This window comes from Pseudomonas sp. 3JA (genome assembly GCF_036961705.1).
In the GTDB taxonomy this organism is placed as follows: Bacteria; Pseudomonadota; Gammaproteobacteria; order Pseudomonadales; family Pseudomonadaceae; genus Aquipseudomonas; species Aquipseudomonas fluorescens_Q.
This window is the reverse complement of record NZ_JBAMDJ010000006.1, coordinates 120,670-146,194: the sequence shown is the minus strand read 5'-3', so window position 1 is coordinate 146,194 and position 25,525 is coordinate 120,670. Positions and strand designations below refer to the sequence as shown.

20 protein-coding genes are annotated in these 25,525 nt (G+C 61.7%); 8 read left to right on the top strand and 12 right to left on the bottom strand.

Annotation, left to right across the window (positions count from 1 at the left end):
- Positions 1 to 43: 43 nt before the first annotated feature.
- Both gyrA and mtnA read right to left on the bottom strand, forming a co-directional pair.
- Complete coding sequence (gyrA, locus tag V7773_RS06830) at positions 44 to 2,707, bottom strand: DNA gyrase subunit A (RefSeq protein ID WP_336072762.1); 2,664 nt, start codon at positions 2,705 to 2,707, stop codon at positions 44 to 46.
- A 442-nt stretch (positions 2,708 to 3,149) separates the two neighbouring features.
- On the bottom strand, positions 3,150 to 4,226 hold the full coding sequence (gene mtnA / locus V7773_RS06825; protein ID WP_336072761.1) for an S-methyl-5-thioribose-1-phosphate isomerase: 1,077 nt from the start codon (positions 4,224 to 4,226) through the stop codon (positions 3,150 to 3,152).
- A gap of 106 nt (positions 4,227 to 4,332) precedes the next feature.
- On the opposite strand from mtnA, the gene V7773_RS06820 reads away from it, so the two are divergent.
- The 5 genes from V7773_RS06820 (at position 4,333) to V7773_RS06800 (ending at position 9,288) form a co-directional block, all read left to right on the top strand.
- Entirely contained in the window at positions 4,333 to 5,664 is a 1,332-nt protein-coding gene (locus tag V7773_RS06820) for a TRZ/ATZ family hydrolase (protein ID WP_336072760.1), read from the top strand.
- A 61-nt stretch (positions 5,665 to 5,725) separates the two neighbouring features.
- Positions 5,726 to 6,424 carry a bifunctional 2-polyprenyl-6-hydroxyphenol methylase/3-demethylubiquinol 3-O-methyltransferase UbiG gene (gene ubiG, locus V7773_RS06815; RefSeq protein WP_063322361.1) on the top strand — a complete coding sequence of 233 codons (699 nt, stop codon included), beginning with the start codon at positions 5,726 to 5,728 and terminating at the stop codon, positions 6,422 to 6,424.
- A gap of 4 nt (positions 6,425 to 6,428) precedes the next feature.
- A complete protein-coding gene (gene mupP, locus V7773_RS06810) occupies positions 6,429 to 7,100 on the top strand; it encodes an N-acetylmuramic acid 6-phosphate phosphatase MupP (protein ID WP_063322362.1) in 672 nt (223 codons plus the stop codon).
- Positions 7,101 to 7,267: 167 nt separating this feature from the next.
- Positions 7,268 to 8,008 carry a YciK family oxidoreductase gene (locus V7773_RS06805; protein ID WP_018602937.1) on the top strand — a complete coding sequence of 247 codons (741 nt, stop codon included), beginning with the start codon at positions 7,268 to 7,270 and terminating at the stop codon, positions 8,006 to 8,008.
- A gap of 353 nt (positions 8,009 to 8,361) precedes the next feature.
- Positions 8,362 to 9,288, top strand: coding sequence for a GGDEF domain-containing protein (locus V7773_RS06800; RefSeq protein WP_336072758.1), 927 nt, complete (start codon positions 8,362 to 8,364; stop codon positions 9,286 to 9,288).
- Positions 9,289 to 9,427: 139 nt separating this feature from the next.
- Here V7773_RS06800 and V7773_RS06795 read toward each other — a convergent pair whose 3' ends face one another.
- The 7 genes from V7773_RS06795 to V7773_RS06765 form a co-directional block, all read right to left on the bottom strand.
- Positions 9,428 to 10,198, bottom strand: coding sequence for a TenA family transcriptional regulator (locus V7773_RS06795; protein WP_219737843.1), 771 nt, complete (start codon positions 10,196 to 10,198; stop codon positions 9,428 to 9,430).
- 77 nt (positions 10,199 to 10,275) lie between these two features.
- Positions 10,276 to 12,735: an EAL domain-containing protein gene (locus V7773_RS06790; protein ID WP_063322365.1), complete on the bottom strand. Its 2,460-nt coding sequence runs from the start codon at positions 12,733 to 12,735 to the stop codon at positions 10,276 to 10,278.
- A 190-nt stretch (positions 12,736 to 12,925) separates the two neighbouring features.
- The gene (locus V7773_RS06785; RefSeq protein WP_336072756.1) at positions 12,926 to 14,752 is read right to left on the bottom strand and encodes an ABC transporter ATP-binding protein; all 1,827 of its coding nucleotides are present in this window, start codon (positions 14,750 to 14,752) and stop codon (positions 12,926 to 12,928) included.
- Positions 14,745 to 15,347, bottom strand: a complete 603-nt coding sequence (locus V7773_RS06780; protein ID WP_336072818.1) for a DsbA family protein — start codon at positions 15,345 to 15,347, stop codon at positions 14,745 to 14,747. The genes V7773_RS06785 and V7773_RS06780 overlap by 8 nt, the downstream gene beginning before the upstream one ends.
- Positions 15,348 to 15,383: 36 nt before the next feature.
- Entirely contained in the window at positions 15,384 to 16,325 is a 942-nt protein-coding gene (gene trhO, locus V7773_RS06775) for an oxygen-dependent tRNA uridine(34) hydroxylase TrhO (protein WP_336072755.1), read from the bottom strand.
- Between the two features lie 268 nt (positions 16,326 to 16,593).
- Entirely contained in the window at positions 16,594 to 16,893 is a 300-nt protein-coding gene (locus V7773_RS06770; protein WP_336072754.1) for a BolA family protein, read from the bottom strand.
- Positions 16,894 to 16,905: 12 nt separating this feature from the next.
- On the bottom strand, positions 16,906 to 17,424 hold the full coding sequence (locus V7773_RS06765; RefSeq protein ID WP_018602923.1) for a DUF2059 domain-containing protein: 519 nt from the start codon (positions 17,422 to 17,424) through the stop codon (positions 16,906 to 16,908).
- 202 nt (positions 17,425 to 17,626) lie between these two features.
- On the opposite strand from V7773_RS06765, the gene V7773_RS06760 reads away from it, so the two are divergent.
- Positions 17,627 to 19,021, top strand: a complete 1,395-nt coding sequence (locus tag V7773_RS06760) for a class II fumarate hydratase (RefSeq protein WP_336072753.1) — start codon at positions 17,627 to 17,629, stop codon at positions 19,019 to 19,021.
- Between the two features lie 54 nt (positions 19,022 to 19,075).
- On the opposite strand, the gene V7773_RS06755 is transcribed toward V7773_RS06760, so the two are convergent.
- Entirely contained in the window at positions 19,076 to 20,038 is a 963-nt protein-coding gene (locus tag V7773_RS06755; RefSeq protein ID WP_072340428.1) for a DMT family transporter, read from the bottom strand.
- A gap of 190 nt (positions 20,039 to 20,228) precedes the next feature.
- On the opposite strand from V7773_RS06755, the gene V7773_RS06750 reads away from it, so the two are divergent.
- Positions 20,229 to 20,426: a DUF6316 family protein gene (locus V7773_RS06750; RefSeq protein ID WP_063322371.1), complete on the top strand. Its 198-nt coding sequence runs from the start codon at positions 20,229 to 20,231 to the stop codon at positions 20,424 to 20,426.
- A gap of 150 nt (positions 20,427 to 20,576) precedes the next feature.
- On the opposite strand, the gene V7773_RS06745 is transcribed toward V7773_RS06750, so the two are convergent.
- The gene (locus V7773_RS06745; RefSeq protein WP_336072749.1) at positions 20,577 to 21,761 is read right to left on the bottom strand and encodes a thiolase family protein; all 1,185 of its coding nucleotides are present in this window, start codon (positions 21,759 to 21,761) and stop codon (positions 20,577 to 20,579) included.
- A gap of 103 nt (positions 21,762 to 21,864) precedes the next feature.
- Entirely contained in the window at positions 21,865 to 23,382 is a 1,518-nt protein-coding gene (pap, locus tag V7773_RS06740) for a polyphosphate:AMP phosphotransferase (RefSeq protein WP_336072748.1), read from the bottom strand.
- A gap of 151 nt (positions 23,383 to 23,533) precedes the next feature.
- Here pap and mnmC point away from each other — a divergent pair, with 151 nt between their 5' ends.
- A complete protein-coding gene (gene mnmC / locus V7773_RS06735) occupies positions 23,534 to 25,516 on the top strand; it encodes a bifunctional tRNA (5-methylaminomethyl-2-thiouridine)(34)-methyltransferase MnmD/FAD-dependent 5-carboxymethylaminomethyl-2-thiouridine(34) oxidoreductase MnmC (protein WP_336072747.1) in 1,983 nt (660 codons plus the stop codon).
- Positions 25,517 to 25,525 lie beyond the last annotated feature (9 nt).

The following is a 25,525-nucleotide window of genomic DNA, read 5'->3' as shown; positions in this document are numbered from 1 at the left end:
AACAACAAGGGGGCGAATCTTCATCCGCCCCCCGCGTGTCCGCTTAGTCCTGCGGTTCTTCTTCGTCTGCGGCAGCGTCGAGCGGTTGGTCACTGGTCATGTCGTCGACATCGGCACCCAGGGTGCCGTCGAACGCCACGCCTTCCTCGCCTTCCAGCTCCTCGCCTTCGACTTCCGATGGCTCCTGCACCCGCTCAAGCCCTACCAGCGTTTCGTCGCTGGCCAGCTTGATCAGCGTCACGCCCTGGGTGTTACGACCCAGGCTCGAGACTTCGGCGACCCGCGTACGCACCAGGGTACCCTGGTCGGAGATCAACATGATCTCCTCGCCATCAAGCACCTGGACAGCGCCAACCAGACGGCCGTTACGCTCGTTGCTGACCATGGCGATCACGCCCTGGCCGCCACGCTTGTACTCAGGGAACTCGCTGATGGCCGTGCGCTTGCCATAACCACGCGCCGAAGCGGTGAGGATCTGGCTGCCCTCTTCTGGGATCAGCATGGAAATCAGCTTCTGGCCTTCCGGCAGGCGCATGCCGCGCACACCGCGGGCGGTACGGCCCATGGCGCGAACGTCGGATTCCTTGAAGCGAGTGACCTTGCCGCCGTCGGAGAACAGCATGACTTCACGCTCGCCGTCGGTGATGGCGGCGGAAATCAGCACGTCGCCTTCGTCCAGCTCCAGGGCAATCAGGCCGACGCTACGCTGGCGACTGAAGGATTCCAGCGGGGTCTTCTTCACGGTGCCGTTGGCGGTCGCCATGAAGATGTAGTGACCTTCGGTGTATTCCTCCACCGGCAGCATGGTGGTGATGTATTCACCGTCGTCCAGCGGCAGCAGGTTGACCAGCGGACGACCACGGGCTGCGCGGGACGCTTCGGGGATTTCGTAGGTCTTGAGCCAGTACACCTTGCCCTTGCTGGAGAACAGCAACAGCGTGGTGTGGCTGTTGGCGACCAGCAGGTGAGCGATGTAGTCCTCGTCCTTGACGCCGGTCGCCGACTTGCCTTTGCCGCCGCGACGCTGGGCCTGGTAGGCGGCCAACGGCTGGGTCTTGGCGTAGCCGCCGTGGGAAATGGTCACCACGCGCTCTTCTTCCGGGATCATGTCGCCCAGGGTCAGGTCGAGGCGCGCATCGAGAATCTCGGTGCGGCGTACGTCGCCGTATTCGGCGCGGATCACTTCCAGCTCTTCGCGGATCACTTCCATCAGGCGCGTGGCGCTGTTGAGGATGCGGATCAGTTCGCCGATCTGGTTGAGGATCTCCTGGTACTCGGCCAGCAGCTTCTCGTGTTCCAGGCCGGTCAGGCGGTGCAGGCGCAGTTCCAGGATGGCTTGCGCCTGTTCCGGGGACAAGAAGTACTTGCCTTCGCGCAGGCCGTATTGCGGGTCGAGGTTCTCCGGACGGCACGAATCGGCACCGGCACGCTCCACCATCGCCACCACCGCGCTGGACTCCCAAGGCGTGCTGATCAGCGCTTCCTTGGCTTCCGACGGCGTTGGCGAGGCCTTGATCAGGGCGATCACCGGGTCGATGTTCGACAGGGCAACGGCCTGGCCTTCAAGAATGTGGCCACGCTCGCGAGCCTTGCGCAGTTCAAACACGGTGCGGCGGGTAACCACTTCGCGACGGTGACGTACGAAAGCTTCCAGCAGGTCCTTGAGGTTCAGGATCCGCGGACGGCCGTCGATCAGCGCAACGATGTTGATGCCGAACACACTTTGCAGTTGGGTCTGGGCGTAGAGGTTGTTGAGGATCACCTCAGGCACTTCACCACGACGCAACTCGATCACGACGCGCATGCCGTCCTTGTCGGACTCGTCACGCAGCTCGGTGATGCCTTCGAGCTTCTTCTCTTTCACCAGCTCGGCGATCTTCTCGATCAGGCGAGCCTTGTTTAGTTGGTACGGCAGCTCGGTGATGACGATCTGCTGGCGGCCGCCAACCTTGTCGATGTCTTCGACGGTGGAACGGGCGCGCATGTAAATACGGCCACGGCCGGTGCGGTAGGCTTCGATGATGCCGGCGCGACCGTTGATGATCGCGGCGGTCGGGAAGTCCGGACCCGGGATGTATTGCATCAGCTCATCGACAGTCAGCTCGGGATTGTCGATGAGGGCCAGGCAACCGTCGATGACTTCACCGAGGTTGTGCGGCGGGATGTTGGTCGCCATGCCCACGGCGATACCGCTGGAGCCGTTGACGAGCAGGTTCGGGATACGGGTCGGCATGACCGCCGGGATCATTTCGGTGCCGTCGTAGTTCGGCACCCAGTCCACGGTTTCCTTGTGCAGGTCGGCCAGCAGTTCGTGGGCCAGCTTGGTCATGCGCACTTCGGTGTATCGCATGGCCGCGGCGTTGTCGCCGTCCACGGAACCGAAGTTGCCCTGGCCGTCTACCAGCAGGTAGCGCAAGGAGAATGGCTGCGCCATACGAACGATGGTGTCGTACACGGCAGTGTCGCCGTGGGGGTGATACTTACCGATCACGTCGCCGACGACACGGGCAGATTTCTTGTACGGCTTGTTGAAGTCGTTGCCCAGTTCGCTCATCGCGAACAGCACGCGCCGGTGCACGGGCTTCAAGCCATCGCGCGCATCCGGCAGCGCCCGCCCGACGATTACGCTCATTGCGTAGTCGAGGTAGGACTGTTTCAGCTCGTCTTCGATATTGACCGGGAGGATTTCTTTGGCCAGTTCGCCCATGAGAAGCCTGATTCCTTTTTCTGGTGAAACCTCGTCACATCCAGATGGGACGAACGAAGCTCGCCGCTGCAGAACAAGTGCCGTGCAGCGACTTACGACAAATCAACGAGTTATGCCATGGATCTGCGCAGTAAAGGCCACCTCGCGAGGCAGCCTTGGAAACCGCCGGATGTTATCACAAGAGCCGCCACGCACCTATCCCCCAGATGCGCATGGTGCATAGTTAGTTGACCGGTGACAGGCTGATATGGGACCAGAGGGGCTTAGAAGCGCTGTGAATGGAGAATCAGGGCGAAAATGCAAGGCATTTGTTGCCTTTGAGGACCTTATCGCGAGCAAGCTCGCTCCCACAAGGACTCTTATGTCCGAAATTTCAGACATCCCTTATCCACTGTGGGAGCGAGCTTGCTCGCGATGGCGGCAGATCACCCTCTGGAAATCTTCAGTGCAACCGCTTGCGGCACATCAGCTGCGCCAGCTTGGCGGTGTCCGGACGCTCGATGATGCCCTTCTCCGTGACGATGACGTCGATCAAATCCGCCGGGGTGACATCGAACGTCGGGTTGAAGGCGTCCACCTCCCCACCGAGCCTCTTGCCGCCGATTTCCAGCAGTTCACGCCCATCACGCTCCTCGACCGGAATGTCATCACCGCAGGCCAGGCTCATGTCGATGGTCGAACTCGGCGCCACCACCATGAAACGCACACCATGGTGCATGGCACAGACCGCCAGTTGATAGGTACCGATCTTGTTCGCCACATCGCCATTGGCGGTGATGCAGTCGGCACCGACAATCACCCAGGTCACACCTTTCGTCTTCATGATGTGGGCGGCGGCGGAATCGGCGTTGAGGGTCACCGGGATGCTCTCACGGGCCAGCTCCCACGCCGTCAGGCGCGAGCCTTGCAGCGATGGACGGGTTTCGTCGGCATAGACGCGCTCCACCATGCCTTCGATATACGCGCCACGGATGACACCCAAGGCCGTGCCGAAGCCACCGGTCGCCAGGCCGCCGGTGTTGCCGTGGGTGAGGATGGCCTGGGCGTTGCCCTGGTGCTTGCGGATCAGGTCGACACCGAGCTGGGTCATGGTCAGGTTGGCTTCGCGGTCACTTTCGTGGATCGCGATGGCTTCAGCCTCAAGTACCGCCAGCGGCTCGGCGTGCTCTTTCAAGCGCCCTAACCGGTCGCGCATCCGATCCAGCGCCCAGAAGAGGTTCGCCGCTGTCGGCCGGGCCTCGGCCAGCAAGGCGAAATCAGCCTCCAGGGCCGATTGCCAGTCACCGCCCTCGGCCACCCTGGTCCGCGCCGCCAGCACGACACCATAAGCCGCGCTGATGCCGATGGCCTGCGCGCCGCGCACCACCAGCGAGCCAATGGCCTCGGCCACATCGGCGGCACAGGTGCAGGCGATCCAGTTTTCCTCGAACGGCAAGACACGCAGGTCCAACAGGTACAGGACGCCATCACGCCAATCGATGGCCTTCACCTTCTCCGCAGCCAATAGTCGATCGCGCATCCTTCACCCCGTACTCATGAACAAAAGCCGCCGATTATAGCGATCCCTCCGCGAAGACGCTCGGGTATACTTCGCCATCCTTTATACCCCATGGAACCGTTCCACGATGCCCAAGCCTGCCGTTGCGCTCGACTTATTATTGCTGCCGACCTGGTTGGTGCCTGTCGAACCCGCCGGTGTAGTGCTCAAGGATCATGGCCTGGGCATTCGCGACGGCCGCATCGCGTTCATCGGTCCACGGGCAGAAGCCCTCAGGTGTGACGCCGCCCAGGTCCGTGAGCTGCCCGGCATGCTGCTCAGCCCGGGCCTGATCAATGCCCATGGCCACGCAGCCATGACCCTGTTCCGCGGCTTGGCCGACGACCTGCCCTTGATGACCTGGCTCGAACAGCACATCTGGCCGGCGGAAGCCAAATGGGTCGATGAGCATTTCGTACGCGACGGCACCGACCTGGCCATCGCCGAGCAGATCAAGGGCGGCATCAGCTGCTTCTCCGACATGTATTTCTACCCCAAGATCGCCAGCGAGTGTGTCCACGACAGCGGTATTCGTGCGCAAATCGCGATTCCAATCCTCGATTTCCCGATCCCCGGTGCCGCCAGCGCCGACGAAGCCATTCGTCAGGGCATCGAATTGTTTGGCGACCTCAAGCACCACCCACGGATCAAAGTCGCATTCGGCCCGCACGCTCCCTACACCGTGGGCGACGAGAACCTGGAGAAAATCCGCGTGATCGCCGAGGAACTGGACGCGGCCATTCATATGCACGTTCACGAAACCGCCTTCGAAGTGCAGCAGGCTGTGGATAACACTGCGGAGCGACCGCTGGCGCGCCTGGGACGACTTGGCCTATTGGGGCCACGCTTTCAGGCCGTGCACATGACTCAAATCAGCGACGAAGACCAGGCCTTGCTGGTAGAAAGCAACTGCAGCGTGATCCACTGCCCGGAATCGAACCTGAAGCTGGCCAGCGGTTTCTGCCCAGTGGAGCGCCTGTGGCAGGCCGGCGTCAATGTGGCGCTCGGCACCGACGGTGCGGCGAGCAACAACGACCTGGATCTGCTGGGCGAAACCCGCACCGCGGCCCTGCTGGCCAAGGCCGTCGCCGGCTCCGCCACGGCCCTGGATGCCCACCGGGCACTACGCATGGCCACGCTCAATGGCGCCCGGGCGCTGGGCATCGAGGCGATTGTCGGCTCGCTGGAAGTGGGCAAGGCCGCCGACCTGGTGGCCTTCGATCTGTCGGGCCTGGCCCAGCAGCCGATCTACGACCCGGTGTCGCAGTTGATCTATGCCACCGGTCGCGATTGCGTAAAACACCTGTGGGTGGGCGGCAAGCCGTTATTGGAGGATGGCCGACTGACCCGCATGGACGAATCAAGACTGATCGCCACGGCCCAGGCCTGGGGTCGGCGCATCAGCGGCCACAACGAATAACCACGCCCCTTGAGCCACGGCTCGGGGCACCTGATTTTTCAAGCTTTTCGAGGATCTGCACATGAGCAACGTCGACCACGCCGAAATCGCCAAGTTCGAAGCCCTGGCCCATCGCTGGTGGGACCGTGAAAGCGAATTCAAACCGCTGCACGACATCAACCCGCTGCGGGTCAACTGGATTGACGAACGGGTCAACCTGGCTGGCAAGAAGGTGCTCGACGTCGGTTGTGGCGGCGGCATCCTCAGCGAAGCCATGGCCCAGCGCGGGGCGACGGTGATGGGCATCGACATGGGCGAAGCGCCACTGGCCGTGGCGCAACTGCATCAATTGGAGTCGGGCGTCAGCGTGGAATACCGGCAGATCACCGCCGAAGCCCTGGCCGAAGAAATGCCCGGCCAATTCGACGTGGTCACCTGCCTGGAAATGCTCGAGCACGTGCCTGATCCGTCGTCGGTCATCCGCGCCTGCTTCCGTATGGTCAAGCCCGGCGGCCAGGTGTTCTTCTCCACCATCAACCGCAACCCGAAGGCCTACCTGTTCGCCATCATCGGCGCCGAATACATCATGAAGCTGCTGCCGCGCGGCACTCACGACTTCAAGAAATTCATCCGCCCTTCCGAACTGGGCGCCTGGAGCCGCGCGGCCGGGCTGACCGTCAAGGACATCATCGGCCTGACCTACAATCCGCTGACCAAGCACTACAAGCTGGCCGCCGACGTTGACGTCAACTACATGATCCAGACCCTGCGCGAGGAGTAAGTCGATGCGTCTCAAAGCGGTTCTCTTCGACATGGACGGCACGCTGCTCGACACCGCGCCGGACTTCATCGCCATCTGCCAGGCCATGCGCGCCGACCGTGGCTTGCCTCCGATGAACACCCAGCACATTCGCGACGAGATTTCCGGCGGCGCCCGGGCGATGGTCGCGGTGACCTTTTCCATGGACCCGGAATCACCGGGGTTCGAGGAACTGCGCCAGGAGTTCCTCGACCGCTACCTCAAGGGATGCGCGGTCCACAGTCATTTGTTCGACGGCATGGCCGAGGTGCTGGCCGATATCGAAGCGGCCAACCTGATCTGGGGCGTGGTCACCAACAAGCCGGTGCGTTTCGCCGAGCCGATCATGCAGCAACTGGGCCTGGCCGAGCGCTCGAAAGTGCTGATCTGCCCTGATCACGTGAAGAACAGCAAGCCAGACCCGGAACCGCTGACCCTGGCGTGCAAGATGCTCGACCTGGACCCCGCCAGCGTGCTGTTCGTGGGCGATGACCTGCGGGACATCGAGTCCGGACGCAGCGCCGGTACCAAGACCTGCGCGGTGACCTACGGCTACATCCACCCGGACGACAACCCGAAGCACTGGGGTGCGGACGTCGTGATCGACCACCCTTCGGCGCTGCGTGAAGTGCTGGATAACGCGTTGTGCAGTTGCTGAACTGAGCCCTTGTGGCGAGGGAGCTTGCTCCCGCTGGAGCGCGAAGCGGTCCCCTGGACGACGGCTGCGCCGCCGAGCGGGAGCAAGCTCCCTCGCCACAAAAGCCTCTTTGCCACAAAAGCTTCCTCGTCACCGGTACTGTGCTGCTCTAATTGTTGAGGTTTTTTATGTTTGATTATTCCGCCCGCCCCGACCTGCTCAACGGCCGGGTGATTCTGGTCACCGGCGCCGGTCGCGGTATCGGTGCCGCAGCGGCGAAAGCCTATGCCGCCCATGGCGCCACCGTGCTGCTGCTGGGCAAGACCGAAGCCAACCTGACCCAGGTCTACGATGAAATCGAGGCGGCCGGTCATCCGCAGCCAGCGGTGATCCCGTTCAACCTCGAAACCGCACTGCCTCATCAGTACGATGAACTGGCGGCCATGATCGAAACCGAGTTCGGTCATCTGGACGGCCTGCTGCACAACGCCTCGATCATCGGCCCGCGTACACCGCTGGAACAGTTGTCCGGTGAGAATTTCATGCGGGTGATGCACGTTAACGTCAACGCGATGTTCATGCTTACCAGCACCTTGCTGCCCCTGCTCAAGCTGTCCCAGGATGCGTCCGTGGTGTTCACCTCCAGCAGCGTCGGGCGCAAGGGCCGGGCGTACTGGGGCGCCTATGGCGTGTCCAAGTTCGCCACCGAGGGGCTGATGCAGACCCTGGCCGACGAAGTCGACACCGTCGCCGCCGTGCGCGCCAACAGCATCAACCCCGGTGCCACCCGCACCAGCATGCGAGCCCAGGCCTACCCGGGGGAAAACCCGCTCAACAATCCGACGCCCGAGGAGATCATGCCGGTCTACCTGTACCTCATGGGCCCGGACAGCACCGGCGTCAATGGCCAGGCGTTCAACGCGCAATAATGGCCTCGGCCTGCATCGCGACGACTTACCGTCGCGATGCAGGCTCCATTCGATGCCCAACCAAGCGAACCGCCAAACCCACGTCGCTGGAAATATCGCTATTTTCCGCCAACAAATTGATTCCTAAGCGGTTTTTATTGAAGTGAACCGAATGGCACGACTTTCGCTCTAAACTTCCTCAAACATGCCATGTTCGGCAAGTAGTGGACGTTGAGACGAGACTTATGCCTGCCAGGGAAAGCAGACTAAACTCAAATCAGTGTCCTACGGGACTGAAGGACCAGTACGACGCGCAGCCCAAAGCCGCCACACCCAACCTGCCAGGACAGATTTAGCTTAGGGGCTAACGCCATATGAAAACGCCCACCCAGATCAACGCGATTGACTTCGACAGCGCCAAATTGCAGCGTCTGGGTCTTGGCCAGCCATCGCCGCTCGCGGCACGCTCCGTCAGTCTTTCCCAATTGCGCCAGCAACTGAGCCAACAGCTGCAGACCAGCCTGGAGCCACAGCGAATCCTCGGCCTGTTTTTCCGGGAAATCCAGCGGCTGGTGCCCCTGGATGCGCTGGCTTACCAGCACAAAGCCAGTGATTTGCGCCTGGAGTTCGGGCAACGCGGGCATCACACCCTCAGCTATAACCTCAGCCATGAAGGCGAACACCTGGGCGAACTGGTATTCCGTCGCAACCAGCGCTTCACCGAAGCCGAACAAAGCGACCTTGAATCCAGCATGTCGACGCTGCTGTATCCACTGCGCAACGCATTGCTCTATCGGGCCGCCACCCAGAGCGCCCTGCGCGATCCGCTGACCGGTACCGGCAACCGCATTGCCATGGACCAGACGCTGATGCGTGAAATCGACATGGCCAAGCGTCATTCGCAACCCTTGTCGGTGCTGATGCTCGACATCGACCATTTCAAGCGCATCAACGATAGCCATGGTCACGGCGTTGGCGACGAAGTGCTCAAGGCCGTGGCCGAGTCGATCAAGGGCCAACTGCGCAACGTGGACATGGTGTTCAGGTTCGGCGGTGAAGAGTTTCTGATCCTGCTGGCCAATACCAGCCGGGATGCTGCGGCCATGGTCGGGGAGCGACTGCGCTACGCCGCCCAGACCCAGGATTATTTCGCCGCGAGCACAAGGATCGAGCTGACGGTCAGCCTGGGTTGCGCCACCCTGCTACCAGGGGAATCATCGGAAAGCCTGCTGCGCAGGGCTGACAGCGCACTGTACGTGGCCAAGCGCGAAGGCCGTAATCGACTGGCAATGGCAGGCTGAAAACCTCTGTGCAAGCGAGATTGTGTGGGAGCGAGCTTGCTCGCGATAGCGGCCTGGCAGTCAACCTCCCCGTCGACTGTCAGACCTCTTCGCAAGCAGGCTCGCTCCCACAGGTTGTGGCTATCTGTAGCGGTAGTAATCAGCTCCCGGCCAGTGCCAGGCGCTCACGGGTGGATGAGGACTTGCTCACCGTCTCCGACTGCTCCAGTTGCATGCAGCGCTCCAGGAACAGGTACATGTAGTCATAGCTCTTGCAGACGGCCTGGCGCAGCTCCGTTTGCAGGGCTTTGCTTGGGTTCATCCCCGCCAGCGTACAGATGATTTCCAGGGCTTCCCAAGGATGGGCATCGTCGTACTGGGCATGCATCTTCAGCCATTTCATCGCCCGCTTGCGGTCTTCCTCGGCGAAAGCGGCCGCGTAGACACCGCTGGAACACACGAGCGCCGACCACTCACCCGTGGCCCCCTCAATGGCATAGTTGGTCGCGGCGATGGCCACGATCAGCGAATCCGAGGAACTGGTGTGCCAGCACCAGTGGCTCAAGGCATGCAACTCAGGCGGCACATGCTGGGCTTGCAGGTCTTCCAGGGTCACGCCATGGGCGGCGCTCCAGTTGACCCAGTAGTCGGCATGGTTGAGTTCGACACGAATGTTGCGCATCAGCCAGCGACGTGCCATGTCCTCACCGGGGTGGCGGGCAAAGCGGGTCTTGGTGAGGTTCTGTGCCATGTATAAAGCGAACTGTTCGACGACCGGCCAACCACCAATGAGGTAGTGGCGCATGGTCCTGGCGCTGAGCTTGTTGTCGCGCATGCGCTGGTACAGTTCGTGTTCGACAACCCGGCGCTTGCTCTCGCTGCAATCGGTAATGAGCTGCTGTGCCCATTTCGGATAGCTCGTGGCGTCCATGAGCGGGCCTGTTCGGTTGAATGTGTCGATCACTGTCGGGCTCCTTTTGATTGTGATTTTCCAGATCAGCAAGAGTTTCAGCGGAACGTGCCGGGGGCCTTGAATAACAACGGCTGCGGCCGGGCCGGCCGACATTGCAACGTGTCACAGGTAAACAATTGCGGGCGTTCGATCACATACCCCTGAGCGTAATCCACCCCTATCTCCAGCAATGCCTGCTCGATCTGGGCGGTCTCAACAAACTCGGCAATCGTGCGCTTACCCATGACGTGGCCGATGTGATTGATCACTTCGACCATTGCTCGGTTAATCGGGTCGTCCAGCATATCCTTTACGAAACTCCCGTCGATCTTCAGGAAGTCTACAGGTAAATGTTTCAGGTAGGCGAATGAAGACATTCCGGCGCAAAAGTCATCCAGCGAGAAGTAACATCCCAAGCTCTTGAGTTCATTGATAAAGCGGATCGCACTGCCCAAATTCGAAATAGCGCTGGTTTCTGTAATTTCAAAACAAATCATTTCCGGCGGAATCGAGTAGGCCACGAACTGTTTACGCAGGAAATCGAGGAACGCCTGGTCTCCAATCGTTGTGCCTGACAGATTGATCGCACACATCGCCATAGGCCCCTGTCGCGAATCATTCAGGCACTGGCGGATGATCTTGAAGACATTCTCCACCACCCAACGGTCCAGGGAGGTCATCAGGCCGTAGCGTTCCGCCGCGGGAATGAAGCTGTCCGGCAGGATCATCCGCCCGGCTTCGTCATGCAGGCGCAACAGGATCTCAATATGCCCGCCGCCATGGTCGCCCGGGCCCAACGCGGCGATTTCCTGGGCGTAGAGGCAGAAGCGATTTTCCTCCAGGGCCATGTGCAAGCGCTGGACCCAGGCCATTTCGCCAAAACGCAGGGACAGCTCCGAGTCGTCGGCATGATAGACCTGGACCCGGTTGCGGCCCTTTTCCTTGGCCATGTAGCAGGCCATGTCGGCAGCCCGCAGGGACGCCTCGAGGGTCGTCGGCGTCTGGGCGATATGCACCAGGCCGATGCTCACGGTGGTCACGAACGGCCGGCCCTTCCAGACAAAGTGCAGGTTCTGCACGGTCTGGCGCAGCCCTTCGGCAATCTTTTCCGCCGCTTCCGGCGAACAGTTCTCCAGCAAGATCCCGAACTCATCCCCGCCCAGCCGGGCCAGGGTGTCGTTTTCCCGCAGCCCCGATTGCAGCAAGGCGCAGATATGGCGCAACAATTCGTCACCCGCTGCATGGCCGCAGGTGTCGTTGACCAGCTTGAACTGATCCAGGTCGAGAAACATCAAGGCATGACGCCCGACCTGGCGAGTGAGGTTGTGCAATGCCTGCTCGAGGCGATACTCGAATTCCCGGCGGTTCGCCAGGCCAGTCAGGGCATCATGAGTAGCCTGCCACGACAGGTTGGCGATGTATTGGCGCTCCTGGGTCATGTCATGCAACACCAGCACGGCGCCGCTGACCTTGCCCGCATGACGGATTGGCGCGCCCACCAGGGTGACCGACACGGTACTGCCATCCAGGCGCTGGATCAGCTTGGAATGTTCGCTGGCACCGCTGAGCCGACCGCTGAGGATGTGCTCGATCAGGGTCAGCCCCTCGGTCTGGGCATTGTCATCGAGCAAATTGAACAATGCGGCCAAGGGCAAGCCCGTCGCATGTTCAGCCTTCCAATGGGTCATCGCTTCGGCAGCGGGGTTCATGTAGGCGATGGCACCTTCGACGTCGGTGGTGATGACCCCGTCGCCAATGGATTGCAGGGTGATCTGCGCCCGCTCTTTCTCCATCTGCAGCGCGTTGGCGAACACCTGCCGCTGGGCGAGCAATTTATGGGTCCGCAACAACGCCAGGACGATCAGTCCCAGGGCGGTGGCGAAATTGGTCACCAACAAAAGCTGCAAAATGAAACGCGAGCCCTCGCCCAATGCGTCGCTGAAGGCCTTGGCAGCCGGGGTAACGGAATCGTTGATCGCAAAGATCTGGGCCTTCCAGCCGCGAATATCCACCTCCGACGCCTGGCCTGCGGTAATGCTGTTGTGCATCTGCCGGGCGACGTTATCCAGCTCGATCAGGTAGCCGTCGCCCACCGTCCAGAGATCGATGGCTTCTTCCAGGTAACTGAAGTGGCGAAAATTGAGGTACAACCAGATCAAGCTGGAAACGTCATCCGGATGGTTGCCACCTTGGAGAATCCCGGCCCGTGCAGCTTCGAGATCCGGCGGTTCGCGATCCAGCGCCACGCGCAGTTCATGGCCGCCCTCGGGGACGGCGATGGCTTGCTGGTATTTGCGGAAAATCGCCTCGTCGCGGCTGTCGGCGTAGAGGTTGAGATAATAGATGGCGTCTTTCTGGCCCTTGGACCAGAGACTCTCCCCCGCCACATAGCCGCGAACGGCAGACAGCACGTAAAGGCTGACGCCGCCAAGCAATGCCTGAAATAGCACGACGGCAATGAAGGGCCAGACGATGCCTAGCAGCCGTGGTGTTCCGAGAGTCTGCTTTTGCTTCATGAGGTCCCTTGCACAGGTATTGCCAGACGAACACCCGCCAGAATTCCGCTCCTGACTCAATAGCCTAGGCTAGTTTTCAACCTTTCGAATGAATGGATGAACAGATCGACAGACTTTGCGTGGAATTCAGAAAAATCGGCGTGTTTGCCTGCTTTTTTTCCGATACTAAGCGCAGAAAAGCGCTAGAAACTCAAGGCTGCTGAATCTGTTGCAAATGACCATAGAGTCGCGCGTACAGGCCACCTTCGGCAATCAGCTGCAAATGGTCGCCGTCTTCGGCGATTTGCCCACCGTCGAACACCAATACCCGATCGGCCTGCTTCACCGCCGAGAGCCGGTGGGCGATGATCAGCGTGGTGCGTGCGCTCAAAAAACGCGCCAGTGCCTGGTGAAGGTTGTACTCGGTGGCCGCGTCCAATGCCGAGGTGGCTTCGTCGAGAATCACCACCCGTGGGTCGGCCAATACCATGCGAGCGATGGCCAGCCGTTGACGCTGTCCGCCCGACAGGCGCACCCCGGAACGCCCAACGACGCTCTCCAGACCCTGGGGCAGCGCCCGTACGGTGGCATCGAGCTGGGCGATTTCCAGAGCACGCCAGCAGTCGTCGTCACTGCACTCACGGCCCATGGCGAGGTTTGCCCGCACCGTATCGTTGAACAGCGCCGGATGTTGCAACACCACTGCAACATTCTCCCGGATGGTCTCCAGGCCGATCTCCTGTTGCGTGGCGCCACCGAAACGAATGCTGCCTGACTGTGGCGTGTACAGCCCCAGTAACAACTGCACCAGGGTGCTCTTGCCACCGCCGCTGGCGCCAACGATGGCGACTTTCTCGCCCGGCGAGATGGACAGGTTCAACTGGTTGAGCACCAGTTCCTCGCCGTAGCCGAAACTCAACCCCTGGATCTCGATGCCCACCGTGTCACGGCCCTTGAACGGATCGACGACGCCCGTGTACTGGGGCTCGTCGGCCCGGGCCAGCAGTTCATTGATCCGGTTCAAGGCACCGCCGGCGGCGTAATAGGCGTACTGCAGGTTCAACAGTTGCTCGACCGGACCGATCATGAACCAGAGATAGCTGAACACCGCCAGCATCTGGCCGATGGACAGGTCGGAAAACACCACGGTGAGCATGGCCGCCGCGCGAAAAATATCGATGCCGAACTGGAACAGCAAACCACTGGCGCGGTTCGAGGCATCGGTTTTCCACTGCGAACTCACGGCGTAATCGCGGACCTCCTTGGCGCGCATCCCCAAGCGGCCAAGAAAATACCCCTGGCGGTTACCGGCGCGCACTTCCTGGATGGCATCCAGGGTTTCGGTCAAGGCCTGGGTGAAGCGCGAGGTGCTGTCGTTCTCCAGCTTCTTGAGGTGCTTGACCCGCTTGCCCAACTGCACCGTGGCGTAGATCACCAACGGATTGAACAGCAGGATCAGCAGCGCCAGCTCCCAGTGCATCCACACCAGGATCCCGGCGGTGCCCACCAGGGTCAGCATCGCCACCAGGAAACGACTGAGGGTTTCGCCGATGAATTTGTCCAGGGTGTCCAGGTCGGTGACCAGATGGGCCGCCACGGTACCGCTGCCCAGGCTTTCGTATTCGCCCAGGGAAATTCGCTTGAGACGTTCGATCAAGCGGATGCGAATGCGATAGACGATGTCCTTGGCCAAGCGGGCGAACAAGCGCGCCTGCAGCACGTTGAACAGCAATGCGCCACAGCGCAGGGCCAGGGTTACCAGCAACATCAGTCCAATGTAGCCGGCCGCGCGCTGCCAGCCCATGGGCAACGCCTGGTTCATGACTTTCAGGGCCGTATCGCCATGCCCCAGCAGGACTTCATCCACCAGCAACGGCAATAGCAACGGGATCGGTACGCTGCACAGCGTCGCCAGCACGGCCACGCCATTGGCGATCCACAGGGCTTTTTTATGCTTGAGGGCCAGGCGACGGATTTCCGCCCAACTCAACCGGTCGATGCGCTGCGAGGCCGATGTATCTGGTGGCCGCTCAGGCACAGGTCGCGCGCTCCAGCCAGCGGCCAAGCAAAGGCGACAGTTGGCTCAGGGGCTGGTAACCGTTGGTCAACAAGGCCAACTGGCCATCACGCTCGGCCAACAGTGTGGGGAACCCGGCAATGCCCAGGTCCTGTACCCAGGTGAAATCCGCAGCCGTGGCCGCATGTTGATCGGCGCGATCGAAGGCAGCGGCGAATTCGATGCGTGGCAGCCCGGCCTGTTCGGCCAGCTCCACCAGCACGCTGGCGTGGGTCACGTCGCGGCCTTGCACATAAAAAGCCTGCTGGATCAGCTTCACCAACTTCCAGGCCAGGTCCGGAGCCAGGCTGCGGGCCGTGACCAGTGCCCGGCAGGCAGGCTCGGTGTCGTAGACGAAACCGTCCGGCAACGCGCCTTCAAGCTTGAAGGGCTGGCCGGTGGCCTGGGTAACGGCTTGCCAGTGTTCAAGAATGTAGCGCCGGGTGGTCGGCTCCAGCGCCGAACCGCTGCCGGTGCGCAAGCCGCCCACCACCAGGTGCAACTCCACCCCCGCGACCTGCGCCTGCTCTACCAGCGCCTCGGCCACCGGCGCAAAACCCCAGCACCAGGAACACATCGGGTCCATCACATAGAGCAGGCGTGACGCCATGGTTCAAGCCTCGGAAGATGATTGCTTGTAGTTGTAGCCGATCGGGTGCGGCATGTTGCGAGCCTTGGCCAACTCGATCTGCTTTTGCCGGTCGATGGCACTGCGACGGGTCTTCTCGCTCAGTTTGTCCCAGCAGTGCGGGCAACTGATGCCAGGCACATAGTGCTCCGAGGCGCGGTCTTCTACGCTTACCGGAGTACGACAAGCGTGACATTGATCGTAGTCCCCTTCGCTGAGGTCGTGGCGGACGGTTACGCGGTTGTCGAACACGAAGCAGTCGCCGCGCCACTTGGTTTCTTCCTGGGGGACCTCTTCGAGGTATTTCAGGATGCCACCCTTGAGGTGATAGACCTCGTCGAAACCCTGGCCAAGCATGTAGCTGGAGGCTTTTTCACAACGAATGCCGCCGGTGCAGAACATCGCGACTTTCTTGTGCCTGGCCGGGTCGAAGTTGGCCTTGATGTATTCAGGGAATTCGCGAAAGCTGGTGGTCTTGGGGTCGATGGCGCCCTCGAAGGTGCCAATGGACACTTCGTAATCGTTACGGGTGTCGATCAACAACACTTCCGGATCGCTGATCAGTGCGTTCCAGTCCTGTGGTTCGACATAGGTGCCGACCTGCTTGTTGGGATCCACGCCTTCGACGCCGAGGGTGACGATTTCTTTTTTGAGCTTGACCTTGGTGCGGTAGAACGGCTGTTCATCGCAGTACGACTCTTTATGGTCGATGTCGATCATGCGCGGATCATTCTTGAGCCAGGCCAGCAGGCCATCGATGCCTTCGCGAGTGCCGGAAACCGTGCCGTTGATGCCTTCTTCGGCGATCAGCAACGTGCCTTTGATGCCGTTGTCGAGCATGGCCTTGAGCAAGGGCTCACGCAGCTCGACGTAATCTTCAAGGGTGACGAACTTATACAGTGCCGCCACGACAATGGGTTGTGTCATGGGTGTTTCTCCAGGTGGCTACCCTCGTAAAGGGTGAACCGGATGCGAAAAAAAACGCGCCGGGTGAGCGGCGCGTTGCGGATTCTAGCAAAAACACGGTGGCTTTAGGAGCTGCACGCGCCTGTGAGCCGGACCATTGTGGCGAGGGAGCTTGCTCCCGCTCGGCGGCGAAGCCGTCGTCTGGATCAGTTTCCAGGGGACCGCTTCGCGGTCCAGCGGGAGCAAGCTCCCTCGCCACAACAAGCATCCGCGCGACAAACAACCACTTTCAGTGCTTGCTACCCCCGGCACACGTCGGCGAAGCCGGGGCCGCGTCGATCTGGGCCCATTCTTCAGGGGTGTAGGTGTGCAGCGCCAACGCATGGAATTCGCCCATCAGCTCGCCCAGCGTGCCGTAGACCTTCTGGTGACGCTTGACACGATTGAGCCCTTCGAACTGCTGGCTGACCACCACGGCCTTGAAGTGGGTCTGCTGGCCACGGCTGTGCATGTGGCTTTCATCCAGCACTTGCAAGTGCTCGGGCTGCAAGAGCCCGAGTGTCGATTCGATGCGTTGTTGCATGCTCATACCAGGCTCCGCTTACGGCTTTTTCTTGGCAGGGGCGGCTTTGGGCTCGAGCTCGGCCGTCATGTCCGCCAGCAGCTTGTTGACCACCGGCACCGCGCTTTCAAGCTTGGCCTGGGTCAGTTGGGCTGATTGCTGGGTCAGTTGCGGCATTTTTTCCAGGACTTTCTTGCCCAGTGGCGATTGATAGAAAGCGACCAGGTCCTTGAGCTCCGATTCGCTGAAGTTGCTGGTGTAGAGCTTGACCATGTCCGGCTTGAGCTTGTTCCAGCCGATAGCTTGGTCCAACGCGGCATTGGCCTTGGCCTGGTAGGTTTCCAGGGTGGCTTTTTTCGACTCAGGGGCCTTGGTCTGTTCAAAGCGCTGGGCAAACATCTGCTGCACTTGCATGTATACCGGAGTGCCCAGTTTGTCAGCGTGCGCCAGGGTCAGGAACGCTTCGGCGCTGGCGTTGTGGCTGGCGGTATCGGCGAAAACAGGGCCGCTGGCACACACCAGAGCAACTGCGGTACAGATGGCACGAAGACGGGTCATCGAGTTTCCTTTCATTACAGGCGAGGTAGAACCCCAAGGGCGACCATTCTGCGCCTAAAAAACGCTGGGCCTCAACCCCGATGCTTGCCGGGTCCGATTGACGGGCCGAACCCACCGCTCCTGGATTGAAGGATGATTGAGGGAACCGGTGCCGCCCATCTGGGCCTAAACTGCGCATTCAGCCCTTAAGGAGTTTGACCCGATGAGCCGTATCGAAACCGACAGCCTTGGCCAGGTTGAAGTCCCGGACGACGCCTACTGGGGCGCCCAGACGCAGCGTTCCATGATCAACTTCGCCATTGGCAACGAACGCATGCCACTGTCGGTGTTGCACGCCTTGGCACTGATCAAGAAAGCCGCCGCACGGGTCAATGATCGCAATGGCGACCTCCCCGCCGACATCGCCCGCTTGATCGAACAGGCCGCCGACGAAGTGCTGGCCGGCCAGCATGACGACCAGTTCCCGCTGGTGGTCTGGCAGACCGGCAGCGGCACCCAGAGCAACATGAACGTCAATGAGGTGATCGCCGGGCGCGCCAACGAACTGGCCGGCAACCCCCGCGGTGGCAAGAGCCCCGTGCACCCCAACGACCACGTCAACCGCTCGCAGAGCTCCAACGACTGCTTCCCCACCGCGATGCACATTGCCGCTGCCCAGGCCGTCCACCAGCAATTGTTCCCGGCCATCAGTGAGCTGTCCGGCGGCCTGGCGGAACTGGCGGCGCGCCACATGAAACTGGTCAAGACTGGCCGTACCCACATGATGGATGCCACGCCAATCACCTTTGGCCAGGAACTGTCGGCGTTCATTGCTCAACTCGATTACGCCGAACGAGCGATCCGCGCCGCGCTACCGGCGGTCTGCGAACTGGCCCAAGGCGGCACGGCGGTCGGCACCGGGCTCAATTCGCCCCATGGTTTCGGCGAAGCGATTGCCGCTGAACTGGCGGCGCTGTCGGGCCTGCCGTTCGTCACCGCGCCGAACAAGTTTGCCGCGCTGGCCGGCCATGAACCCTTGACCGCCTTGTCCGGCGCCCTGAAAACCCTCGCCGTGACCCTGATGAAAATCGCCAACGACCTGCGCCTGCTGGGTTCCGGGCCGCGGGCGGGGTTTGCCGAAGTGAAATTGCCGGCCAACGAACCGGGCAGTTCCATCATGCCCGGCAAGGTCAACCCGACCCAGTGCGAAGCCTTGTCGATGCTGGCCTGCCAGGTCATGGGCAACGACGTGACCATCGGCTTTGCCGCCAGTCAGGGGCATTTGCAGTTGAACGTGTTCAAACCGGTGATCATCCACAACCTGCTGCAATCGATCCGGCTGCTGTCCGATGGCTGCAGCAACTTCCAGCAGCACTGCATCGCCGGGCTCGAGCCGGATGCCGAGCAGATGGCCGCGCACCTGGAACGCGGGTTGATGCTGGTGACCGCGCTGAACCCGCACATCGGCTACGACAAGTCAGCGGAAATCGCCAAGAAAGCCTACGGTGAAGGGCTGACCTTGCGTGAAGCGGCGCTGCAACTGGGGTACCTGACCGATGAAGAGTTCGATGCCTGGGTGCGCCCGGAGAATATGCTGGAGGCCGGTGGCCAGGGCTGAGTCTTGCGTTGAGCCCTAGGCCGCTATCGCGAGCAAGCTCGCTCCCACGGCGGGCTAACGCCCGACAGCCAAACGCTCGCGCCGGGCCTTGAGCCCGGCGATCAGAGAGGGCCCCAGGGCGACCAACGCCGAACCCAGCACCACCAGCACCGCCCCGCCATACCCCAGCAGATTGATCTGCTCGGCATGGACATAATCAGGCCACCACCAAGCCGCCATCGCCACCGCGGCGAACGTCACCAGCGGCGTGATCGCCAGGGTCGCACTGACCCGCGACGCCTCCCAATGGGCCAAGGCTTCGGCAAACGCGCCATAGGCAATCAACGTGTTGAGGCAGCAAGCGAGCAACAACCAGCCTTGCAACGGACTCAATTGCAGCGCCTCCAACGGGTGCACCCAAGGCGTGAGCAGCAACGCGCAGAACAGGTAGATCACCATCATCACCTGCAACGAATTCCACACCGTCAACAGTTGCTTCTGGCCCAGGGCATAGAACGTCCAGACCGTCGACGCCAGCAACACCATCAGCACCCCGGCGGTGTAGTCGCTCAGGGACGTCAGCAACTCACCCAGGCGCTGGTTGAAAAACAGCGTAAAACCGATCAGCAACACCAGCAGGCCGATGCCCTGCCCCACACTGAAGCGCTCCTTGAACACGAACAGGCTGGCGACCAGCAACATGATCGGCCCCATCTGCACCACCAGTTGCGCGGTGCCGGGGCTCAAGCGATTCAGACCCATCAGGTACAACACGTAGTTGCCCACCAGCCCGAGCACCGCCATCGCCACCAGCCAGCCTCCGCGCGGGCCAAGGACCTTGTGACTGGGCAGGCGCCGGGTGGCCGCCAGATAGATGAACAGCAAACCGCCGGACACCAGCAAGCGAAACCAGGTCACGGTGACCGGGTCCATCACTTGCAGCACTTGCTTGAGCTTGATCGGCAGGATTCCCCAGAGCAGGGCAGTCAGCAGGGCGAGGAACAGGCCGTAGACCCAGCGACCGGACGATATGTGCATGCAACCCTCGAAGCCCAAGACAAAGGACGTCCATTCTAGGCGTCTATTGCGTCACGACACAGGGACAGTTGGGCAGAGGCCGCCCACGGGATTGTATGGGTCGTAGCCGTCGATCGGCTGGGCAGGCGGGAATCAGGGACAACACATATGCTCATTTGAAACAGACCTTGCTGCACTCTGGAGACCCGACATGCTTGGAAAACGCGCCTTGGATCCCGCCCCTACGACTATTTTTCGCAGTGACCGGATCTGCCGGGTCAACGGCGAGTTTTATTTCAATACACGTGAGGGCACCCAGGAGGGTCCGTTCGCCACCCGCGAGGCGGCAGAGCGGGAGATAGAGGCGTATATCGGCCGGATGCTACAGCTGACACAGGTTGCCAGCTAGGCAGGATGTGGCGAGGGAGCTTGCTCCCGCTGGGCCGCGAAGCGGCCCCTGTTCAAACAGCACGGTACTGATAAGCCAGCGACTGCTTCGCAGCCGAGCGGGAGCAAGCTCCCTCGCCACAGATTGCCCCCCAGCCTCTTCGGCAAACGGTTAACGAACCACCTCAAACAACCCCGTAGCCCCCATCCCACCGCCCACGCACATGGTTACGACACCGTAGCGCAGGTTGCGTCGCTGCAGCTCGCGCACCAGGTGCCCCACTTGCCGCGAGCCGGTCATGCCGAATGGATGGCCGATGGAGATCGAGCCGCCGTTGACGTTGTATTTGCCGGGATCGATTTCCAGTCGGTTGCGGCTGTACAGGCACTGGGAAGCAAAGGCTTCGTTGAGTTCCCACAGGTCGATATCGGCGATCTGCAAGCCCTTGGCCTTGAGCAGCTTGGGCACTGAAAACACCGGGCCGATGCCCATCTCGTCCGGCTCGCAACCGGCCACGGTGAAGCCGCGAAAAAACGCCTTGGGCTTGAGCCCCAGCGCCAGGGCTTTTTCCAGGCTCATCACCAAGGTCATCGAAGCTCCGTCGGACAACTGCGACGAGTTGCCCGCCGTCACCGAACCGTCTTCGGCGAACACCGGTTTCAGGCCTGCCAGGCTTTCGTAGGTGGTGTCCGGGCGATTGCAATCGTCGCGATCGACCACACCGTCGAGGATCTGCACAGCGCCAGTGTTCTTGTCCTCGACCCGGTACTTGACCGCCATCGGGATGATTTCGTCATCGAACAACCCGGCCGCCTGGGCCTTGGCGGTGCGCTGCTGGCTCTGCAAGGCGTAGCGGTCCTGTTCCTCGCGGCTGACCTGGTAACGACGGGCAACGATCTCGGCCGTCTGGCCCATGGGGAAATAGATCCCGGGCACCTGTTCCTTGAGTAGCGGGTTGATCAGGTGGTCGGTGTTGACGCTTTTCATCGTCAGGCTGATGGACTCCACGCCGCCCGCCACGATGATGTCGCTGCAACCGGAAGCGATCTGGTTGGCGGCGATGGCAATGGCTTGCAGGCCCGAGGAACAGAAGCGGTTGAGGGTCATGCCGGCGGTGCCGGTGCCCAATCGCGAGAGCACCGCCACGTTACGCCCGATGTTGTAGCCCTGGGCGCCTTCATTGGACCCGGCCCCGACGATGCAGTCCTCGACACTGGCCGGGTTGATGTCGTTGCGCGCCAGCAAGGCATCGACACAATGGGCCGCCATGTCGTCTGGACGGGTCATGTTGAACTTGCCGCGAAAGGACTTGGCCAGGCCGGTCCGTACGCTGTCGACGATCACCACTTCACGCATGGCTGTACCTCATTGTTGTAGTCGGTTGAGAGTGAATCGAGCATAAATCCACTGCATAACCGACTGCGACAATCATTCACCCCGCGTATGCGCCCCCATCGCCCTAGCCCTTCTTTTTCTTGCGAGCCTGCTTTGCACTCCGCTCGAAAGCCGCCTCCAGCGCCTGGTTGAGGGTGCGCAACACCTTGACCCGCGCCCAGCGCTTGTCGTTGGCTTCCACCAATGTCCAAGGGGAAATCTCGGTGCTGGTGCGGTCGACCATGTCGCACACGGCGGCCCGGTAAGCGTCCCACTTGTCACGGTTGCGCCAGTCATCCTCGGTGATCTTGAAGCGCTTGAACGGAATATCCTCGCGCTCCTGGAAACGCTCCAGCTGGGTTTGCTTGTCGATGGCCAGCCAGAACTTGACCACCACCACGCCGGCGTCGGCGAGCTGTTCCTCGAAGTCGTTGATTTCCCCGTAGGCCCGCAGCCAGTCGGCCTGGCTGCAAAACCCTTCGACCCGCTCCACCAGCACCCGACCGTACCAGGAGCGGTCGAACATGGTGAACTTGCCCCGCGCGGGAATATGCCGCCAGAAGCGCCACATGTAGGGGTGGGCGCGCTCTTCTTCCGTGGGCGCGGCAATGGGCACGATGCTGTATTGGCGCGGGTCCAGGGCCGCCGTGACCCGCCGGATCGCCCCGCCCTTGCCCGCCGCGTCATTGCCTTCGAACACCGCCACCAGGGCATGCTGGCGCATGCGCTTGTCCCGCAGCAGGCCAGAGAAGCGCGCCTGCTCGGTGATCAATTGTTCTTCGTAGTCGGCCTTGTCCAGGCGTCGGGTCATGTCCAGGCTGTCGAGCAACGTGATCTGGCCATCCAGCGCGGGCAGCGGCGCCACGCTGACCTTTTGCGGCCTGATCTTCGGCCGGTCCAGGGCCTGGCGCAAACCGTCGAGCAAGATCCGCCCGACGGTGAGGCTGCGATAACAGCTGTCCATGCCTTCGATCACATGCCACGGCGCGTAATCGCGACTGGTGCGACGCAGCACGCGCTCGCCGTATTTGACGAACTTGTCGTAGGTCTGGGACTGCTGCCAGTCCAGCGGGCTGATGCGCCAGCTGTGCAGCGGGTCATCCTTGAGCCCCTTGAGCCGGGCCTTCATCTGCTTCTTGGACAGGTGGAACCAGAACTTGAAGATCAGCGCGCCTTCGTCGCAGAGCATTTTTTCCAGGCGCTCGGCACCGGCAATCGCCTGGTCGAGCCGTGGGTCCTTGAACTCGCCATGGACCCGGCCCTGCAGCATCTGGCTGTACCAGTTGCCGAAGAAAATTCCCATCCGGCCCTTGGCCGGCAGCATTCGCCAATAGCGCCACGCCGGAGGCCGCGCCAATTCCTCGTCGGTCTGTTGGTCAAAGGTGCGCACTTCGATCAGCCGCGGGTCCATCCACTCGTTGAGCAACTTCACCGTCTCGCCCTTGCCCGCGCCTTCGATGCCATTGATCAGCACGATGACCGGGAACCGGCCCTGCTGCTGCAACTCGAACTGCGCCTCCAACAACGCTTCACGCAGGGCCGGCACTTCGGCCTCGAAGGTTTCTTTATCGATGACGTGACCGATTTCAGCGGATTCGAACATGGACAGCTCCTTCCAGGGATTGGGGCAAGACTAGCGGATTGGATGCGGCCCTGTGCAGCAGATTCCATCAAGAACAACGCTGTGTTGCGATGGGTCAAGCAAGCCGATACCGATCGGCTAGAATGGCCGCTCAGTTTCGACCGAGCCTGCCATGACGCCTGTACAGCACCACGCCCAACTCGACTGGGACGACCAGGGTCGCCCGCGCTCGCGGGTATTCGACGACGTGTATTTCTCCGATCAGTCCGGGCTGGAAGAAACCCGTTATGTGTTCCTTGAGCAGAACAACCTGGCCGAGCGTTTCGCGGCCCTGGCCGATGACGGGCGGCTGGTGATCGGGGAAACCGGATTTGGCACCGGTTTGAATTTCCTTTGCGCCTGGCAGTTGTTCGAACAATGCGCGCCGACCGGGGCGCGGCTGCATTTCGTCAGCGTCGAGAAGTACCCATTGACCCCGCAAGACCTGTGTCGGGCCCTGGCCCTCTGGCCGCAGCTCGCCCTCCAGGCCGAGCAACTGCTTGAGCAGTACGTGGCCATCCACCAGGGTTTCCAGCGCCTGGTCCTGGCGGGCGGACGGGTGACGCTGACCCTGTTGATCGGCGATGCCCTGGAGCAGTTGCCGCAGCTGGACGCACAGATCGACGCCTGGTTCCTCGACGGTTTCGCACCGGCCCGAAACCCAGAGATGTGGACCGCCGAGCTGTTCGCCGAACTGGCCCGGCTGGCCGCTCCCGACGCCACCCTCAGCACCTTCACCAGCACCGGTTGGGTCAGGCGATTGCTGAACGCGGCGGGCTTCAAGATGAAGCGCACGCCGGGCATCGGCCATAAGTGGGAAATCCTGCGCGGTGTGTTTCTTGGCTGGCCGGAGCAGACACCGGCGCCGGCCTCGGCAAAACCCTGGTATGCCCGCCCCTTGCCGCCCATCGACGAGCGCCGGGCCCTGGTGATCGGCGGCGGCCTGGCCGGTTGTGCCAGCGCTGCCAGCCTCGCCGCGCGTGGCTGGCAGGTGACGCTACTGGAGCGTCATGCCGGGTTGGCCGAGGAAGCTTCCGGCAACCCCCAGGGCGTGCTGTATCTCAAGCTATCGGCCCACGGCACGGCGTTGTCGCAGATGATCCTCAGCGGTTTCGGCTACACCCGGCGCGTGCTGGAGCAACTGCAACGCGGCATTGACTGGGACGCCTGCGGAGTCTTGCAACTGGCCTTCAACAGCAAGGAAGCCGAGCGTCAGGCACAACTGGCCGAGGCGTTCCCAAGGGATTTGCTGCACCCCCTCGATCAATCCGAGGCGCAAGTGCGGTCTGGCATCGGCCTGGCCTGTGGTGGTCTGTTTTATCCCGAGGGCGGCTGGGTGCATCCACCGGCCTTGTGTCGCTGGCAAGCCTCAGGCACGGCGATCGACGTGCAGCCCCATCATGAAGTGCTGCAACTGCGCCGCGTGGACGGCCAGTGGCAGGCATGGGACGGCGAACGATGCCTGGCCAGCGCACCGGTGGCGATTCTCGCCAGCGCCGCCGAAATCAAACGTTTCGAACCGGCCGCCGATTTGCCGCTCAAGCGTATTCGCGGGCAAATCACCCGGTTGCCGCAAACCACCCGCAGCCAGAGCCTGGCGACCGTGGTTTGCGCCGAAGGCTATGTGGCCCCGCCGCGGCTGGGCGAGCACACCCTGGGCGCCAGTTTCGATTTCAACAGCGACGACCTGACGCCCACCGCCGCCGAGCACGCCGGCAACCTGCAGATGCTCGAAGAAATCTCCCAAGACCTGGTGGATCGCCTGAACGCCGGCAGCCTGGACCCGGAACGCCTCGAAGGCCGTGCGGCATTCCGTTGCACCAGCCCGGATTACTTGCCGATTGTCGGACCGTTGGCGGATAGGCAGGCGTTCAGCGAGGCCTATTCGGCCCTGGGCAAAGACGCCCGCCAAGTGCCAGACAACCCCTGCCCGTGGTTCGAGGGTTTGTACATCAACAGCGGCCATGGCTCCCGTGGCCTGATCACTGCACCGCTGTCGGGCGAACTGATCGCCGCCTGGCTGGACAACGAGCCTTTGCCGCTGCCCCGCAGCGTGGCCGAGGCCTGCCATCCGAACCGATTTGCGTTGCGGGCATTGATTCGGGGCAAGGTCTGACACCCTTTA

What these genes read in the sequence shown, in the direction of transcription:
- gyrA (WP_336072762.1), bottom strand. Translation starts at nt 2,707, where the DNA reads ATGGGCGAACTGGCCAAAGAAATCCTCCCGGTCAATATCGAAGACGAG.
- mtnA (WP_336072761.1), bottom strand. Translation starts at nt 4,226, where the DNA reads ATGCGCGATCGACTATTGGCTGCGGAGAAGGTGAAGGCCATCGATTGG.
- V7773_RS06820 (WP_336072760.1), top strand. Translation starts at nt 4,333, where the DNA reads ATGCCCAAGCCTGCCGTTGCGCTCGACTTATTATTGCTGCCGACCTGG.
- ubiG (WP_063322361.1), top strand. Translation starts at nt 5,726, where the DNA reads ATGAGCAACGTCGACCACGCCGAAATCGCCAAGTTCGAAGCCCTGGCC.
- mupP (WP_063322362.1), top strand. Translation starts at nt 6,429, where the DNA reads ATGCGTCTCAAAGCGGTTCTCTTCGACATGGACGGCACGCTGCTCGAC.
- V7773_RS06805 (WP_018602937.1), top strand. Translation starts at nt 7,268, where the DNA reads ATGTTTGATTATTCCGCCCGCCCCGACCTGCTCAACGGCCGGGTGATT.
- V7773_RS06800 (WP_336072758.1), top strand. Translation starts at nt 8,362, where the DNA reads ATGAAAACGCCCACCCAGATCAACGCGATTGACTTCGACAGCGCCAAA.
- V7773_RS06795 (WP_219737843.1), bottom strand. Translation starts at nt 10,198, where the DNA reads ATGGACGCCACGAGCTATCCGAAATGGGCACAGCAGCTCATTACCGAT.
- V7773_RS06790 (WP_063322365.1), bottom strand. Translation starts at nt 12,735, where the DNA reads ATGAAGCAAAAGCAGACTCTCGGAACACCACGGCTGCTAGGCATCGTC.
- V7773_RS06780 (WP_336072818.1), bottom strand. Translation starts at nt 15,347, where the DNA reads ATGTGTTCCTGGTGCTGGGGTTTTGCGCCGGTGGCCGAGGCGCTGGTA.
- trhO (WP_336072755.1), bottom strand. Translation starts at nt 16,325, where the DNA reads ATGACACAACCCATTGTCGTGGCGGCACTGTATAAGTTCGTCACCCTT.
- V7773_RS06770 (WP_336072754.1), bottom strand. Translation starts at nt 16,893, where the DNA reads ATGAGCATGCAACAACGCATCGAATCGACACTCGGGCTCTTGCAGCCC.
- V7773_RS06765 (WP_018602923.1), bottom strand. Translation starts at nt 17,424, where the DNA reads ATGACCCGTCTTCGTGCCATCTGTACCGCAGTTGCTCTGGTGTGTGCC.
- V7773_RS06760 (WP_336072753.1), top strand. Translation starts at nt 17,627, where the DNA reads ATGAGCCGTATCGAAACCGACAGCCTTGGCCAGGTTGAAGTCCCGGAC.
- V7773_RS06755 (WP_072340428.1), bottom strand. Translation starts at nt 20,038, where the DNA reads ATGCACATATCGTCCGGTCGCTGGGTCTACGGCCTGTTCCTCGCCCTG.
- V7773_RS06750 (WP_063322371.1), top strand. Translation starts at nt 20,229, where the DNA reads ATGCTTGGAAAACGCGCCTTGGATCCCGCCCCTACGACTATTTTTCGC.
- V7773_RS06745 (WP_336072749.1), bottom strand. Translation starts at nt 21,761, where the DNA reads ATGCGTGAAGTGGTGATCGTCGACAGCGTACGGACCGGCCTGGCCAAG.
- pap (WP_336072748.1), bottom strand. Translation starts at nt 23,382, where the DNA reads ATGTTCGAATCCGCTGAAATCGGTCACGTCATCGATAAAGAAACCTTC.
- mnmC (WP_336072747.1), top strand. Translation starts at nt 23,534, where the DNA reads ATGACGCCTGTACAGCACCACGCCCAACTCGACTGGGACGACCAGGGT.